Annotated in this window: 14 protein-coding genes and 1 pseudogene; 3 read left to right on the top strand and 12 right to left on the bottom strand. The window is 42.1% G+C overall.

Going from position 1 to position 17,151, the window contains the following annotated elements; genetic code table 11:
- Window positions 1-211: 211 nt before the first annotated feature.
- Complete coding sequence (locus tag BA70_RS06710; protein ID WP_034319821.1) at window positions 212-1,825, bottom strand: M20/M25/M40 family metallo-hydrolase; 1,614 nt, start codon at window positions 1,823-1,825, stop codon at window positions 212-214.
- 140 nt (window positions 1,826-1,965) lie between these two features.
- Between BA70_RS06710 and namA the strand changes: the two genes are divergently transcribed.
- The gene (gene namA / locus BA70_RS06705; RefSeq protein WP_078061662.1) at window positions 1,966-2,982 is read left to right on the top strand and encodes an NADPH dehydrogenase NamA; all 1,017 of its coding nucleotides are present in this window, start codon (window positions 1,966-1,968) and stop codon (window positions 2,980-2,982) included.
- Between the two features lie 118 nt (window positions 2,983-3,100).
- The gene (locus BA70_RS06700) at window positions 3,101-3,865 is read left to right on the top strand and encodes an alpha/beta fold hydrolase (protein ID WP_034319819.1); all 765 of its coding nucleotides are present in this window, start codon (window positions 3,101-3,103) and stop codon (window positions 3,863-3,865) included.
- A gap of 46 nt (window positions 3,866-3,911) precedes the next feature.
- Here BA70_RS06700 and BA70_RS06695 read toward each other — a convergent pair whose 3' ends face one another.
- Window positions 3,912-5,219, bottom strand: coding sequence for an aspartate aminotransferase type Ic (locus BA70_RS06695; protein ID WP_034319817.1), 1,308 nt, complete (start codon window positions 5,217-5,219; stop codon window positions 3,912-3,914).
- Window positions 5,220-5,358: 139 nt separating this feature from the next.
- Window positions 5,359-6,288: a ribonuclease Z gene (rnz, locus tag BA70_RS06690; RefSeq protein WP_034319815.1), complete on the bottom strand. Its 930-nt coding sequence runs from the start codon at window positions 6,286-6,288 to the stop codon at window positions 5,359-5,361.
- A gap of 222 nt (window positions 6,289-6,510) precedes the next feature.
- Here rnz and zwf point away from each other — a divergent pair, with 222 nt between their 5' ends.
- Window positions 6,511-7,986 (top strand): glucose-6-phosphate dehydrogenase, encoded by a 1,476-nt coding sequence (gene zwf, locus BA70_RS06685; protein WP_034319813.1) that lies wholly within the window; start codon window positions 6,511-6,513, stop codon window positions 7,984-7,986.
- Between the two features lie 47 nt (window positions 7,987-8,033).
- Here the strand turns inward: zwf and BA70_RS06680 are convergent, their stop codons facing one another.
- The 9 genes and pseudogenes from BA70_RS06680 to BA70_RS06640 all read right to left on the bottom strand — a co-directional run bounded on the left by BA70_RS06680 (window position 8,034) and on the right by BA70_RS06640 (window position 17,051).
- Entirely contained in the window at window positions 8,034-8,756 is a 723-nt protein-coding gene (locus BA70_RS06680) for a GntR family transcriptional regulator (RefSeq protein ID WP_034319810.1), read from the bottom strand.
- 200 nt (window positions 8,757-8,956) lie between these two features.
- Window positions 8,957-10,363 carry a glycoside hydrolase family 1 protein gene (locus BA70_RS06675; RefSeq protein ID WP_034319807.1) on the bottom strand — a complete coding sequence of 469 codons (1,407 nt, stop codon included), beginning with the start codon at window positions 10,361-10,363 and terminating at the stop codon, window positions 8,957-8,959.
- Entirely contained in the window at window positions 10,347-11,693 is a 1,347-nt protein-coding gene (gene celB, locus BA70_RS06670; protein WP_034319803.1) for a PTS cellobiose transporter subunit IIC, read from the bottom strand. Before celB ends, BA70_RS06675 begins: the two co-directional genes overlap by 17 nt.
- A 25-nt stretch (window positions 11,694-11,718) precedes the next feature.
- Window positions 11,719-12,051, bottom strand: coding sequence for a PTS sugar transporter subunit IIA (locus BA70_RS06665; RefSeq protein WP_034319800.1), 333 nt, complete (start codon window positions 12,049-12,051; stop codon window positions 11,719-11,721).
- Window positions 12,052-12,054: 3 nt separating this feature from the next.
- Window positions 12,055-12,366: a PTS sugar transporter subunit IIB gene (locus BA70_RS06660; RefSeq protein ID WP_034319797.1), complete on the bottom strand. Its 312-nt coding sequence runs from the start codon at window positions 12,364-12,366 to the stop codon at window positions 12,055-12,057.
- A 157-nt stretch (window positions 12,367-12,523) separates the two neighbouring features.
- On the bottom strand, window positions 12,524-13,309 hold the full coding sequence (locus BA70_RS06655) for a glucose 1-dehydrogenase (protein ID WP_034319794.1): 786 nt from the start codon (window positions 13,307-13,309) through the stop codon (window positions 12,524-12,526).
- 12 nt (window positions 13,310-13,321) lie between these two features.
- Window positions 13,322-14,205, bottom strand: a pseudogene (locus tag BA70_RS06650) (GRP family sugar transporter).
- 81 nt (window positions 14,206-14,286) lie between these two features.
- Window positions 14,287-15,696 (bottom strand): NADP-dependent phosphogluconate dehydrogenase, encoded by a 1,410-nt coding sequence (gndA, locus tag BA70_RS06645; protein ID WP_034319791.1) that lies wholly within the window; start codon window positions 15,694-15,696, stop codon window positions 14,287-14,289.
- 98 nt (window positions 15,697-15,794) lie between these two features.
- The gene (locus tag BA70_RS06640) at window positions 15,795-17,051 is read right to left on the bottom strand and encodes a DNA polymerase IV (RefSeq protein WP_034319788.1); all 1,257 of its coding nucleotides are present in this window, start codon (window positions 17,049-17,051) and stop codon (window positions 15,795-15,797) included.
- Between the last annotated feature and the right edge of the window lie 100 nt (window positions 17,052-17,151).

Genomic DNA, 17,151 nt, shown 5'->3' with positions numbered 1-17,151 from the left:
CTCCTTACAATTAGGATAATTGTAACTAAATTACATAATTGATTATAATAGACTTTTCTGAATATTTCAATCATTTTCACTATTTTTTGTAAGGACTATTGTTTCAAACATCAACTTCCGTATATGACTTTTGGTAGAATGAAGAAAATATATACTGAACATTCACAATCAAAAGCCCTATCATCAAGATAGGGCTCTTCATCACATATGCTTAATTTTTTTCTAATAAAGCATGAATCGTTGATTCTAGTAACGACGGCAATATGCCGAAAGAGAACGGGACATGCAGCCGTTCTGTCCATTTGTGCGGGTCCTTTCCTAATGGACCAACATTGATGACCGGAACGTAAAGAGCCTCATTTTCTCCTTGTGGTAATGAATAGCCTTTTTGGTAAAGAGGCATGTTGGTCGTGTAATCACCTACGTTCTGTTTTTCGAGCTGTAAGTAGCTTAGATCAGACAATCCGGGGAAATATTTCACTTCTTCTACTTCAAGTCCATAGGCCTCTTTTGCCTCCCTTTGAATCTTCTTTAAGGTCGTCTGGATATGTGGATCATCCGTTGAAGACACAGAAGGGTAAAATGGCGGACTATAAAACAGAACAATCAGCGGTCCCTCTTCCTTACAAAGCGTCGTCAGCTCTGATACGATTTTTGTTGAAAAGTCGCGATCTCCAAGCTCACCTCGGTTCGCGAATGCATAGTTGACAATTCGCTCGACCTCCTGCGCACCTGATCGTTCAGCCGCTTTTTGATACAGCTCTTGATACGTGAGAACCGTGATGCTCGTGTCAATCGGGGTAAAATGTTTAAAGCGCTGAAATTCAGCTGTTTTCTGTCTAAGATTGGCCTCGATTTGGACTGCTGCTTGTTTCGCAGTGTCGTAGAGAAGCCCGTGCAGCTTTTCACTTGAACGTTTCATCATGAGCACGTTAAATAAAGAAACAGCCGTGTGAGGCGTTTGAACGGAATAGGCTTCTTTCAAGTCCTTCTGCATCAAATTGGTCGGAGGCGGCGTCACTTCACCATCTACTTCCTCACAATACTCACTATTCAGCTCTAACAACCGGTTTAGTTCAGACACCATAAAATTTGCATTTAAGCCTGAGAATGGCTCTCCTACATGCGTTTCAATCCCTTTGCAAAAAAATCCGGCAAGCACCTTCCCTATACTGCCTGTATAGATATAGTGGTGCGTATCACCTGGATACTTTTCAAACATCGGCTCACTGTTTAAACACGCGGCATAGTCAAGCCCATATTGCTCCTTGAGCTCCTTAAGTTTCGGGACAGCCTCTAGCATTCCCTGTGAATTCACCTCTTCATCTGGGACTGTGACGAGCAGGACATTTCCTTCAAATCTCTCCGTCATCGCTCTTTCCAGCATAGAGAGCTGTACGGCGAGACCTGCTTTCATATCCATGGCACCTCTTCCAAACAGCCAGTCGTCTGAAGCTAAGTCCTCTCTTGCCCTCTTTGGAAGAAGCGCACTTTTTTGAGAAAAGGATGCCATCAACTCTTCGGGCTTACACGCCATATTTTGAAATTCTCCGTAATCCTCTGTATCGACTACATCAAAGTGACTGAGAAGCAAAACGGTGCGAGACAGCGTGCTTCGCTTCACTAGAGCCGTTAAATAATACCGACCATCTTTCATCGGATGCAAAGCCAAATGATCAGGGTTCTGCTCAAAATAAGGCCGCTCCCTCAGCAAGTAATATAAATATTCCGCTAACGCTACTTCTCCTGTTGTACCAGATATGCTTTCATACTGCATAAGAGCTGTGAGCAGCTCTTTTAGTTCACTCTCTGTTTGCCATTTCATCCGTTCTCCCCCTTTGTTGTCTCTTTCCCTTCATTATACAAAAACGTGTAGGAAAGCTATATTCTTTGAGCACCTTTTATGACGAAAGTTTGAATGGCTGTTATAATCGGCTATACAATTTAATGAGGAGGCGAAGGTATTTGGAAACAAAACTCTTTTCACCTTGGACATTAAAAGGTGTTACACTCAAAAATCGAATCGTGATGTCCCCGATGTGTATGTATTCATCCTATGACCGTGATGGGAAATTACAGCCTTTCCACTTTGCACATTATATTTCTCGCGCGCAAGGTCAGGCTGGGCTGATCATGATTGAGGCAAGCGCTGTTTCCCCTGAGGGAAGAATTAGTGATCATGACCTCGGTATTTGGAGTGATGAGCACATTGAAGGATTTGCCTCATTAAACGAACAAATCAAAGCATACGGAACAAAAACAGCCATCCAGCTCGCCCATGCAGGACGTAAGGCTGAGCTAGACGGTGACATCCTTGCACCATCCAGCATTCCGTTTGATGAACGATCTAAAACACCTGTAGAGATGTCTGTCCATCAAATCAAAGACACCGTTCAGGCGTTTCAAGATGCGGCTGTCCGGGCAAAAAAAGCTGGCTTTGACATCATTGAGATTCATGGTGCTCATGGCTATTTAATTAACGAATTTCTTTCACCACTTGCGAATCAACGAACAGATGAGTATGGTGGTTCACCAGAAAACCGTTATCGTTTCTTACGAGAAGTCGTTGATGCAGTCAATGACGTATGGGACGGACCTTTATTTGTCCGTGTATCCGCTTCTGATTACACAACAAAAGGACTTGATATTGCTGATTATATCGGCATTGCCACATGGCTGAAAGAGCAAGGGGTCGACTTAATTGATGTCAGCTCAGGTGCTGTCGTGCAGGCCAAAATCAACATATTCCCCGGCTACCAAGTGACGTTCGCAGAGAAAATAAAAGAAGGTGCCGGCATTCAAACAGGAGCTGTCGGTTTGATCACATCTGGTGTACAGGCAGAAGAAATTTTACAAAATCATCGTGCTGACTTGATCTTTATCGGCAGAGAATTTTTACGGGATCCGTATTTCCCAAAAACAGCTGCTAAAGAGCTTCGTACATCCATTGAAGCACCGCATCAATACGATCGCGCTTGGTAAATTATCTAGGAAAAAGGTGTCTATTTTTTGAAATAGGCATCTTTTTTGTTTTTAAGAGAAACATATTTGCCTTTTGTGCCGTCTTTTAGCTAAAGAACCACTTAGAGGAGATGGAAGAATGAACTCGGCAATGATTGAAAGAACTTATCATATAGATGGACATCACTTTTCTACAAAGCATCGTCAAGGTAAAAGACAAGCCACCATTATCTTTGAAGCAGGCTACGGTATTTCTGGAGACACATGGGCGAATATCGCCCGTGATATTGACCCGGAGCTTGGGGTTTTCTTATACGACCGTTTAGGAAATGGAAACAGTAGTCATAGCGATGAAGGAAGAACCCTGCATGACCTTGCAGATGATTTAGATATGCTGCTGAAGCAAGCTAATATTCAGCCGCCCTTTCTCATGGTGGCTCACTCATTCGGTTCGCTTGTCAGCCGGTTATGGGCAAGCCGCAGAAGAGAAGATGTCATCGGCATGGTGCTGTTAGACCCAGCAAGTGAGGAGCAAGAGCAGGTCATTCTGCCACTTTTATCAAAGGAAGAACGTGCTTCCTATATGGCGCAATTCACAGCAGAATGTACGCATGAGGACTTTCAGCAAATGCTGAACACGATCAAAGAGGAGCAAACGCATTATGGGATAATGCCACTCCTTGTCATTTCCTCAGGTAAGAGCAGATTGTTTCATCCAGCGCATGAAGCTTGGCTTAGACTTCATAAACGAATGCTGACTTTATCCTCACAAAGCGGATGGATTCAGGCGCAGAACAGCTCGCACTATATTCATCATGATGAACCACATATTGTGCAGCTTGCAATCTATGATGTATGGTGTGCAGCCAAACAACCCGTTTCCTATTATCAAACAGCCAATTAAAAACAAAAACTCCTTGACCAGTCATGAGTCAAGGAGTTTCTTTTCTTTATGCCGTTGGGGCAGATTGACTTTTTTCAGAAAGCAGCTTTTCAATGCTGACAAGCTGAACACATAACGTAAAGATATCAATCGCTTGCTCTAGTTCTTCAAGTGTTGGGAACGTTGGCGCAATGCGAATGTTACGATCAAGCGGGTCTTTTCCATATGGATATGTCGCCCCTGCACCTGTCAGTGTGACACCTGCTTCTTTTGCTTTTTGCACAACAGCTTTTGCGCAATGATCAAGTGTATTTAAACTAATAAAATATCCGCCATTTGGCTTGTGCCATTCAGCGATGCCTTTTCCACCAAGCTTTTCGTCAAGGATAGAAAGAACGAGGTCAAACTTTGGCTTAATGATCGCTGCATGCTTTTTCATATGTTCCTTCAAGCCTTCTGGATTCTCGAAGAAACGAAGGTGTCTTAATTGATTGATTTTATCTGGTCCGATCGTTTGTACCGATAATTGCTTTTGAGTGAAGCTCACATTGTCTTGACTAGACGCCATCAGTGCAACACCTGAGCCTGGGAATGTAATTTTAGAAGTAGACGCAAACATAAACACACGGTTTGGGTGTCCTGCTTCCTCTACTGCTTGAAAAATATCTTTTAACGTATCAGGTGTATCTGTTAGATGGTGGACTGCATATGCATCATCCCAAAAGATACGGAAGTCGTCTGCTTTTGTTTTCATAGAAGCAAGACGGTCAACAACCTCATCTGAATACGTTATGCCGTCTGGGTTGCTATATTTCGGTACACACCAAATGCCCTTAATGGCTTCATCTTCTGCGACCAATTTTTCTACCTGATCCATGTCAGGTCCATCAGCCTTCATATCTACCGTGATCATCTCTATGTTAAATAGCTCACAAATGGCAAAATGACGGTCATACCCTGGGCTCGGTGCAAGGAATTTTACCTTTGGCAGCTCTCCCCAAGGTGTTTTGCTGTCATATACGCCGTGAGTCATGGCACGGGCAATCGTATCATGCATCATATTGAGGCTGGAATTACCGCCAATGATGATTTGTTCTGGCTTCAGATTGAGCACATCTGCAAAAAATTTCTTCGTTTCAGGAAGGCCTGTCAAGCCGCCATAGTTTCGCACATCTGTGCCATCCTCAGCTGTCATCGCATCCTTTGATGTCACAACATCGAGCATGCCCATAGACAAATCGAGCTGTTTTGGCGATGGTTTACCTCTAGACATGTCTAAGTGTAAGTTTTTACTTTTGTACGTTTCATACTCATTTTGTAGTGCCAAATAAAGGTCATTCAATTCTGCTTCACTTAACGCTGTAAAACCGCTCATCTTTGATTGTGCCTCCCGTATTCTTCATAGTTTGATACGTCATTTGTTTTTTCTTCACCATTTTACCACTACCTGAAAAAGAGCGTCATCATAAATATCAAAAAAATCACACAACTATTTTTAACGATTCATCCAATTTTTACAGGGTGCGGTCAACAGTAAAAGAAGAGAAATCATGTGCAGCTTCTGTCAGCGGGAATATATCGCGGGCTTCTTTCAACAGTTGTTTCTGTGCCTCTTCTCCTTGATACCGTGCACTAATATGGGTCAAAATTAGTCTTTTTGCGCCTGCCTCCTGCGCTGTTTTCGCTGCCTGTTCTGTCGTGCTGTGATAATAATTGTAGGCTAATTCTGCATCTTCTTTACCGAATGTTGCTTCATGGACTAACACATCCGCATTCTTGGCAAGCCTTCTTATATTCTCGCACAAACGAGTATCTCCTGAAAATGCAACAATCCTCCCTTTTTTAGGGGGTTCCAAATAATCGGTTCCGTCAATGATTCTGCCATCTTCGAGTGTAACGGTTTCCCCGTTTTTTAACTTCTGATACAAAGGTCCAGGTTTTACCCCGATTTCTTTTAGGTCTTCGGCTTTTAATGCACCAGGTACATCTTTTTCTACAACCCGATAACCGTAAGCGGGGATACCGTGAGACACCCGTCTTGCTTCTACTTGAAAGGTATCATCCTCAAACACGACACCTTCATCTATTTCTATGATATGCAGCGGATAGGTCAAATGCGTTTGTGTAGCTGAAAGTGCCGCGTTCACAAAGGCTTTGATGCCCTTTGGACCATAGATCGTCAATTCATCCTCTCCGCCTTGAAAGGACCTGCTGCCGAGCAGCCCTGGGAGACCATATACATGATCACCGTGCATATGCGTAATAAATATTTTCTCAATCTTTCTCGGTTTAATCGTTGTATGTAATATTTGATGCTGCGTCGCTTCTCCGCAATCAAAAAGCCACACTGCTTTTCTCTCCTCTAAGAGCTTTAGCGCTGTGCAAGTGACGTTTCTTGTTTTTGCAGGAATGCCTGCACCTGTTCCTAAAAAGAGCAGTTCCATTACTTTTTCCTCCTACAGCCGGTATACAATATCTTCATTCATATAGAATACATGAAGACAAGGTAAATGTGAATTCAGCGGAATTTTTGAAAAAAGTCAAACTAGAGCAGAAAAAGTCGAATCAAATGTTTGCTTTACGAACAATGAACCTTTAAAATAAAGAAAATGTACATACATTCTCGGTTTTTACTACAATGCTACGAATAAAGTGAGGTACTTTTCGTGAATACAGAAACTAACAATCCAAAAGCAGTCATTGTCATTTTTGGCGCAACAGGAGATCTTGCCAAACGCAAGCTCTACCCTTCTATACATAGACTTTATCATAGCGGAAAACTTGGGGATCAATTCGCCGTTGTAGGTGTTGGGCGCCGCCCATGGTCTCATGAGGACCTCAGAGCTGTGGTAAAAGAATCTGTCTCTTCTGATGATGCAGATGCGAAAACAGAGGAATTCATTTCTCATTTCTATTATCATGATTTTGACGTATCAAGCCCTGCTTCCTACCAGGCACTTAACACTCTTCTTTCCGGTCTTGAAGATACGTACAGTATCCCAAATAACCGTATGTTCTATTTGGCCATGGCACCGGAATTCTTTGGAACGATTGCGAAGTTCTTAAAGAGTGAGGGCGTATCAGAAACAACCGGCTGGTCACGTCTTGTCATCGAAAAACCATTTGGACATGACCTGCCAAGTGCCAAAACGTTAAATGAAGAAATTCGTGGTGCATTTACAGAAGATCAAATTTATCGTATTGATCACTATCTCGGTAAACAAATGGTTCAAAACATTGAGGTCATTCGTTTTGCGAATGCGATCTTCGAACCACTTTGGACAAACCGCTATATTTCAAACATCCAAATTACATCTAGTGAATCTTTAGGTGTAGAAGACCGGGCTCGATATTACGAAAGTTCTGGTGCACTAAGAGACATGGTTCAAAACCATATGCTTCAGATGGTCGCACTTTTAGCAATGGAGCCTCCAATTAAGCTGAATACAGAGGAAATCCGAAGCGAAAAACGGAAAGCATTGCGTGCTCTTCGCCCTTTCTCTAAAGATGAGGTCGATCAATTCTTTGTCCGCGGTCAGTATGATGCTGGTACGATTAATGGCAACATGGTTCCTTCCTATCTTGAAGAGCAAAATGTTGACCCGAACTCTAATACGGAAACATTCGTTGCAGGGAAGCTGCTGATCGATAACTTTAGATGGGCTGGCGTGCCATTTTACATTCGTACAGGAAAACGTTTAGAAAAAAAATCCACTCAAATCGTGGTTCAATTTAAAGACATTCCAATGAACCTGTACTATGGAAACGGGAATTCCATGCATCCAAACTTACTTGTTATTCACATTCAGCCAGATGAAGGCATTACCCTTCACCTGAACGCTCGTAAGCTCGATGGCGGAACATATGCGAAACCAATTAAGCTCGACTACCAAACGAACTATAATGACATCATGAATACACCAGAAGCATACGAAAAGCTAATTCATGACTGCTTATTGGGCGATGCAACAAACTTCGCTCACTGGGATGAAGTGGCACTTTCTTGGAACTTTGTTGATCCAATTTCTGAGAAATGGGCAGAAAACAAAACCTTAAAACCAAATTATCCTGCTGGTTCTATGGGACCGAAAGAAGCAGATCAGCTTCTAGAGAAAGACGGATACCATTGGTGGAATATATAAAATCGATACGAAAAAAGAGCAGTCTCCCTAGGGGTTCTGCTCTTTTTTTATCGTCCTGTTTTCGTAATTTCAACAGTTGAAAAGTCAAACTTATCATAGCGATGATGGCTAAAGGAGTATTCAAACGGCCGGCCTGTGTTTAAATAAGCAACCTGCTCGACTTCAAGCACCGGATCACTTGGATCACAGCCTAAATACTGCTGATCAAGCTGGTCTGATTTTGCCGCTCTAATTTTCTTGTGCGCTCCTGCCACTTTCAAATGAAGTTTCTTTGATATGTAGTCATAGATAGAACCCAGCAGAACCTCTTCATCTATTCCTTTAATCACATTTACAGGCATAAAGGTTTTTTCTAATACATATGGTTCTTCATCCACAAGGCGGAGCCGGATAATGTCGTAAACGGGTGTGCTTGAGTCAATCGATAGGTGGGCTGCCACCTCTTCACTTGGGAAATGCACATCAAAGCGAATGATTTGGCTCGTCACGTTTTTATCTGCCATGACTTTCGTGAATCCTTTATTTTCATGGCCTGAGACGTTGATGGCACCTTGATTTAGCACTGCCTTCACAATAAATGTGCCGTGACCTCTTTTTCTAAAGAGCAGACCTTCTGCAACGAGAAGATCGAGCGCACGCTTCATCGTCATTCTGCTACATTGAAATTCAGCGGCAAGCGAGTTTTCATCTGGAATGGGTTGATCTTCTGGATAATATGCTGTTCCTATTCGTTTTCTGATTTCTTCTGAAATGAGTTCGTACTTTTTCATCTCACACCACCAACTGACTTGTTTTTTCATATCATATTATAGCGCTTTCTTATAGAAGAAAATATGGCGTTTTTTAGCCTTCCTCTCATTCTACACTAAGCCTAGTGAGCTTAAAAGCTTCCAGCGATTTTTGTTTGATTCTCTGCACCGTGACATAAGAAAAATACTTGCCCTTTTTAAAGAAAGAGCAAGTATCTTGATTAAAAACCGTTATTCTCTGAAACAGATTGAAACCAGTATCCGCTTTTTTTAATGGTTCGTTTCCCGTCTTCTTGAAGATCAACTGAGACAAATCCATAACGATTCTTATACGCATTCGACCATGACCAGTTATCCATAAACGTCCACAGGTGATAGCCTTTCACATTGCTCCCTTCTTGAATGGCTTGATGCACCCATTTGAGATGCTCAGAAATAAAGTCAATGCGGTAATCGTCATGAATCATTCCTTCCTCATCCTTAAACCGCTCTTCTCCTTCGACACCCATTCCATTTTCAGAAATAAAGCATTCAATATTATCATAGTCTGTTTGGACTTTTTTCAATATATCGTAAATGCCTTTTTCATAGATTTCCCAGCCTCGATACACATTCATTTTTCTTCCTGGCATCTCAAAAGAATCAAAGTAATGGTCTGGCATAAATGGTGCATGAGGATGCGGCATATGCTCCTTTGCCTTCACTCTTCTTGGCTGATAATAGTTGATACCGAGAAGATCAATCGTATTCTCTTGAATGAGCGCAAGGTCCCCTTCCTCCATACTTGGCATAAACCCTTCTTTCTTTAACACTTCTACTAGTTTTTCAGGGAAGTGTCCTTTGACCGCAGGGTCTAGGAAGGATCGGTTAAAGAAAGCATCAGCCATCTCAGCTGCTTCTACATCCTGAGGATTCTGGCTTCGCGGATACGAAGGGGTGAGATTCAGGATGATGCCGATTTTCCCGTCCTGCTGCATCTCTTTGTAAGCCGCAATTGCCTTAGCGTTTGATAAAATTTCATGAAAACCTACTTGCACTGCCTTTTGGAAATCGACTTCGTTTGGATAATGAAAGCTATACATATATCCGCCCTCTACAGGAACAATCGGTTCGTTATGGGTAAACCATTTTTTCACCCGGTCGCCAAATAACTGAAAGCACAATGTCGCATAGCTGACATAATCGTCTACCACCTGCCTGTTCACCCATCCGCCCTTCTCCTGCAGCGCCATTGGCATATCAAAATGGTACAGGTTCACAAACGGTTCGATATCATGTGCAATTAGTTCATTGATCACATCATTGTAAAAAGATACTGCTTCCTCATTGACTGCGCCTTTTCCATCAGGTAAAAGGCGTGACCATGAAATCGATAGCCGAAACGAATTATGCCCTATTTCTTTCATAAGACGGATATCCTCTTTATATTTTCGATAAAATTGAGATGTCACGCTAGGCCCTATGCCATTAAAAAAACGTGTCGGCTCTTTTTCGAACCAATGATCCCAAATGTTCGGTCCCTTTCCATCTCCAGGGCTACTACCTTCTGTTTGTGTGGCAGAAGCAGAAGATCCCCACCAGAAACCTTCTGGGAATGTATATGATTGCCTGTTAGTTTCCATCGACATGTATTGAGTCTCCTTCGCCTTTGATGTTTGTTTGTTTCGTTTTTTCTGTTGTTGTTATTTTTTCATTTTTCACATTCATACGGTCAATAAATGTCAGGAACGGGAACCAAATGACAAACACAATCATTAAATTAAAGAGCTGAAGCAGACCGCCTGCTAATGAATTTGTTGCCATGATTCCGCTAATAAAGATCGGCACCGTCCATGGGATATTCACGCCTGTCGGCGGCGGCACAATACCTGCGGCCATCGCAAAATAAGAAATACATGTAATGACCATTGGCGCCAAAATCCACGGAATCAGAATAAGCGGATTCATCACAATTGGTAAACCGAAGATAATCGGTTCATTGACGTTAAATAATCCTGGTCCTAAGCCGAGCTTTGCCACTTGTTTTAATTGCTTACTTTTTAGGAAAATTAAAATCGTAAACACAACAGCCAGCGTCATACCGGTTCCGCCCATTCCAACCGTATATACTTCGATAAACTGTTTGCTGATGATGTTAGGAACCTCACCTGTTTTTGTATAGCTTTCAAGGTTTTGAATGGACAAAGTATTCCAAATCGGGTCCATGACAGAGTTAATAATAATTTGGCCGTGCAATCCAAAGAACCAAAGAATTTGTATAAAGAAAACGGCGATCAGCGTTGGAATGATACCGCTCCCAAGACCAACAAGCGGGGCCTGAACTGCATGATAAATCAGGTCATGCATATTTGTATGAAAAACTTGTGTAATGATGATATTGATCAGCAAAAAGGCTGTTAATGTAAGGGTAGCCGGAATCAGTGCGGCAAAAGACTTTGAAACAGCTGGCGGAACCCCTTGAGGCATATTGATGACGAATTTCTTTTGTACAAAATAACGATAAATCTCAGCTGATAAAAAGCCTGTAATCATGCCCAGGAACATTCCCTTTGCCCCTAGACGATCGACTGGGATGACACCGGCAATGGATGCTGCCCCCTCTTGTTCAAGCAAAAATGGCGTCAGCAATAAGAAAGAAGCAAGAGCGATCACGCCGCCAAATACAGCTTCCACTTCATAGCTTTTCGATAAATAGTAGCCAATCCCAAATACAACAAAAACGGTCATAATGCTGATGGTCGCACTTGGCGCGATATTCAGAGCAGACTGAAATCCTTCCAGTGCCGATTGACTCATGATTTTATCTAAAAATGGCAAATTCATTAACACAACCATAATGGACCCAAAGATGGTGAGCGGGAATGCAAGCATAAAGGCATCCCGTAATACACCTAAATAGCGATTGTTATTCAATCTCCCAGCAATCGGAACCAAAATGGCACTTATTTTATCAAACATTGGTTTCCCCCCTTGTTTACACCCTTTATTGTTTTAACGATTGGAATATCGGTAAGAGCTCTCCCACAAGCTCCTTGATGGTAATGGTCGACATTAAGTGATCTTCGGCGTGCATGAGCAGCAAGGAGAATTGAGTGGTTTCCCCGCTTGCCTCTTGCTGCACAAGTTGAAAATGGATTTCATGTGCATTCCGTAAATCTTCTTCAGCTTCTTTCATTAGGTCAAACGCTTCTTCTTCCTGACCTTCTCGAAATTGTTTAAGAGATTGAAGCAATTTGCTTCGTGCATTGCCGCTGTGTAAGATCAATTGAAAACTGACTTGTTCCTCGGTGAGTCCTTCGAGCGTTTTCTTTTCCATCCTTTAAGATTCCCCCATCAATGCAACCGCTTGTTCATACGCTTTTTGTCCATCTGCAAGCCCATAGGCCTGCATATCAATGACCTCTACCTCAATCCCGTATTTTTTTGCTTCTTTTTGAAGGTCGCCTTTTAAAAAGCTCATTTGCGGTCCAATTAATACAACATCCGCATTTGCCATTTCTTTTCTCGCTTGATCTTGCCCAACTGCCCAAATCTCTACTTCGTCCCCAATAGAATCGGCATGGGCTTTCATCTTCGTGACTAGTAAACTCGTAGACATCCCTGAACTGCATGCTAATAAAATACGTTTCATTTCTCTCACCCCATTGTTGTAATAAAAGCGCTTCCATTTAATATTATATATTTTTATTTTTAAATGTCTAGACATTTAGTTTTATTTGTCTGTATTTTATATAAAAAAGAAGACAAAGGGCTAAATTGATGTTTATTTTAGCTCTTTGTCTTTGTCATTATCCTTTTCCTGCCTGAAATCCAGGGTATTTTGTCATACCGCCATCAACATATAACGTCAATCCTGTGACATAACTAGCCTCTTTTGACGCAAGCCAAACCGCGCATGCTGCCACTTCTTCTGGCTTTCCGATATAGCCAATTGGAATCAGTTCAATGACGCCTTTTTTCAATGCTGGATCATCAAATTTTTCAGCATTAATTGGGGTATCAATTGCACCTGGTGCAATACTGTTTACGCGAATTTTTTTAGGGGCATATTCTAGTGCCAGCGTTTCTGTCAAAAGCTTGGCGCCTCCTTTACTTGCTGCATAATGGACAAAATGAGGCCAAGGAATTTGCTGATGGACCGATGACATGTTAATAATCGATCCTTCTATCCCGTGTTCCGTCATATACTTTAGTGCATCACGGCAGCCTAGAAACATGCCTGTTAAATTGGTAGACATCACTTTATTCCAGTTATCTAACGTCATTTCAGTGGAAGGAACTTCATTTTCAATTCCAGCATTGTTGATCATGACATCAAGACTACCGTATGTATCGACAGCTTTATCAATCATCGCTCGCATATCCTCTTCTTTTGAAACATCCCCTTGAATTTTGACAGCCTGTCCGCCATTTTTCTGAATGTCGGCAATGGTGTCATCTGGATTTTCTTTATCAGAGAAGTAGTTGATGACCACGTTTGCTTTTTCCTGTCCAAAACGGCGTGCCATCGCCTGACCTATCCCTGTACCTGCTCCTGTAATGAGGACTGTTTTTCCTTCTAAATCTGGATACATTCGTTTAACCTCCTATTTTGTAAAGCCTAATAGCACGCCGCCTGCAATGATCATCAAGCAGCCTGCAATCACAAAGCTTGTTTTGGATGCTTTCTCTTTTAATAAGTAAATTCCGCCCAATGTTGAGATGACAATTCCTGTCTGTGACATCGAAAAGCTCACGGCTACGCCAATTAGCGGAATGGCTAAAAGAAGCCCTAGATTTCCTGTCGACCAAACAAGCCCTGCAATGATATTTCTGAACGTATATTTGCTAAACGGATCTTGCTTTAGACTAATCGCCAAGGATGAAAGCAGCATACCGACGGATTGCGGGACGAGGGCAGACCATCCATCAATATGAAACCACCTTAAAATGACGACATATCCCCGACGTAGCCAACGGTTGAAATGAGTAGAATGATGATCCCTTTTTTAAAATTGCCTCCGCTATTCCCGCCACTCTTTTTTTGACCGAGGGATGTCATCACAACACCTGCAATGATCAGTAAAATGGCACAAGAACCAATGAGTATGACTGTCATCGTTTGCCATTCTTTGAAGACGATGACGCCAAATAAAGTTGTGCTCACAAGCTGCATACCTGTTGATAAAGGGACAGCCTTTGATACCCCTAAAAAGGCAACACTCGAAAGCTGATTCATTTGCCCGATACTCCAGAAGATGCCTGAAATGACTGAAACCGCAAAAATAAGCGGTGTGAGCTCTGGCATCTTGATCAAATAGGCACCGATTGAAAACAAAAAGGCACCAAGGGTAATGCCAAGCGTTTGCTGATAGGCATTCCCGCCAAGTTTGACACTAATGAGTACAATACTGCCCCAAAATATCGCTGGGAGAAGTGCATATAAAATGCCCACTTCTATCCCTACTTTCTGTTCTTTTTTACATAGCATCCCTCTTTTTCAGATTTTTAGCCGAATAGATATAAACACAAAAAAACCTTACCAAAGGTAAGGTTTTCTGCCGTTTTATACTTATTTCATCCATTCAGTATGGAATACGCCTTCTTTATCTGTGCGCTCATACGTATGTGCACCGAAGTAGTCACGCTGAGCTTGGATTAAGTTCGCTGGAAGCACAGCTGTGCGATAGCTATCAAAGTAAGCAAGTGCACTTGAGAATGAAGGAACAGGAACTCCTTGTTCTACTGCAAGTGAAATGACTTTACGAAGTGATGATTGATAGCTTTCCACGATGTTCTTGAAGTAAGGATCAAGCAATAGGTTTTTCAGTTCAGGGTTACGGTCATATGCTTCTTTGATTTGCTGCAGGAAGGCTGCACGAATGATACATCCACCGCGGAAGATCATCGCAATTTCACCGTATTTTAAATCCCAGTTATATTCTTCAGATGCTGCTTTCATTTGCGCAAAACCTTGTGCATAAGAGCAGATCTTACTCATGAAGAGAGCTTTTCTAACAGCTTCGATTAATGCTTGTTTATCTTCAGCTGATTGAGTTGGCTCAGGCCCTTGAATTAATTGACTTGCTTCCACACGCTCATCTTTCATCGCAGAAATAAAACGCGCGAAAACAGATTCCGTGATGATTGGAAGCGGGACACCTAGATCAAGTGAGCTTTGGCTTGTCCATTTTCCAGTTCCTTTTTGTCCAGCTTTATCTAAAATGACATCCACAAGCGGCTGATTTGTTTCTTCATCCACTTTTGTGAAAATGTCAGCTGTAATTTCGATTAAGTAGCTGTCAAGCTCGCCTTTATTCCATTCGGAAAATACTTCATGAAGCTCCTCTGCTGATAATCCAGCGACATGCTTCAAAATAAAGTATGACTCAGAGATCAATTGCATGTCTCCGTACTCGATGCCGTTATGGACCATTTTGACATAATGTCCTGCTCCATCTGGACCGATATACGTTGTACAAGGCTCTCCATCTACTTTTGCAGAGATCGCTTCTAAAATTGGTTTCACTAGCTCATGCGCTTCTTTTTGACCGCCAGGCATGATAGATGGACCTTTTAGTGCGCCTTCTTCACCACCGGAAACACCCGTTCCAATGAAGTGAATACCACTTTCCGCAAGCTCTTGATTACGTCTTTGTGTATCCTTGTAATATGTATTTCCACCATCAATTAAAATGTCACCTTTCTCTAGGTGAGGAAGTAATGATTGAATGGTTGCATCAGTTGCTGCACCAGCTTTTACCATTAAAAGAATTTTACGCGGTGTTTCAAGCGACTGAACAAATTCTTCGATGCTGTATGTGCCTACAACGTTCTTCCCTTTTGATTCTTGAAGAAATTCTTCTGTTTTGCTGCTAGATCTGTTATAAACGGACACGGAGAAACCGCGGCTTTCAATATTAAGGGCAAGGTTTTTCCCCATAACGGCTAGTCCAACCACACCGATTTGTTGTTTTGACATAATTCTGACGTCCCTTCTAACACACTATATTGATTACTGCTGAAATGATGTACCCTTTGAAATTACCACAACATCACCTCTTTTATCAAGTTTTCAGGCTAGTCATTTCCTTTTTCGTCTTGAAAAAAGTCTTTATTAAAACTTGTACCGCTTGTTTTGCTCTCTTTTTCTTTAATGGTCATTCCTCTTTGAACCAATGGCTTTCCATACTTTTCTTTGAGATCGTCTAAAATGGATTGGAGCGGCTCTTCTTTTGCATCTTCTGTATAAGAAAATAAATCAAGCTGCTTGACGGCTGCTTTTCGTTCTACAAGATCTGTCCCTGTAACACCTAAGAGTCTTACTGGCTGGTCATTCCAATGCTTAAGGAATAACTGCCTTGCCGCTTCAAATAAATCTTCCTTTCGATCGGTTGGATTCGTGAGCATGACGCTTCGCGTGATATTTTTCCAGCTAGCATACCGAATCATGAGGAGCAGCCGATTCGCCATCACTTCTTTTCTCCTTAACCTTGCGCTCACGGATTGTGACAGTTTATCGATTAAAGTGACGAGCTCATCTGTATCGTCAGAATCATGAGGAAGGGTTGAAGAATTGCCGACGGATTTAAATTCGTATATCCTTTCTGGATCAACAATACCATCATGCTCACCATTCGCCTTTTGCTTTAATCTCGGTCCATTGATGCCTAGCAATTCTTTTAACGCATACTCATTTGCTTTGGCTAAATCTTCAATGGTATGAATTCCGATCGTTTTCAATTTATCTGCCGTTTTTTGCCCAACACCGTGCATGTCACCTGCTGGCAGCGGCCAGAGCATTTGCGGGACATCTCTTTTACGCAAAATGGTGATACCCATTGGCTTTTTCCAATTAGACGCCATTTTGGCTAAAAATTTATTCGGTGCAATGCCGATACTTGAAGGAAGCATGAGCTCTTCTACTAGCCTCGTTTGAATATCATGAGCGGTTTTCACTGCATGTTCGGCATATGGTGTATGCGTTAAATCAATATAGCCTTCATCAATCGATACCGGTTCAACTAAATCGCTATATTCTCTTAGTATCGTAAACATTTCTTGTGAGGAGCTGCGATACCGGTCAAAGTTTGGCGTACGGACAATCAGTCCAGGACAAAGCCGCTTCGCTTCCCACAATGGCATCGGCGGTTTCACACCTAATGCCCTTGCCTCGTAGCTACACGTCACAACAATCCCTTTACGCTCTTTCGCATTTCCACTAATGGCTAAAGGTTTCCCTCTCAGAGAAGGGTCATACGCCATTTCTACCGATGCATAAAAACTATTCATATCAATATGAAAAATGATTCGTCCCTTCCTTTGAGAATCAGCCATTTGCCTGCCTCCTACATCTATCTGATCTTCGTCACTTCATGTTTGTTCCAATAGACATTTCATATGGTGTATAGTACACTGTGAGTAATGAAATGGATGT

Source organism: Bacillus zhangzhouensis (genome assembly GCF_000715205.1).
Taxonomy (GTDB): Bacteria; Bacillota; Bacilli; order Bacillales; family Bacillaceae; genus Bacillus; species Bacillus zhangzhouensis.
The sequence above is the reverse complement of the archived record's forward strand: the minus strand, read 5'-3'. Positions and strand labels throughout refer to the sequence as shown.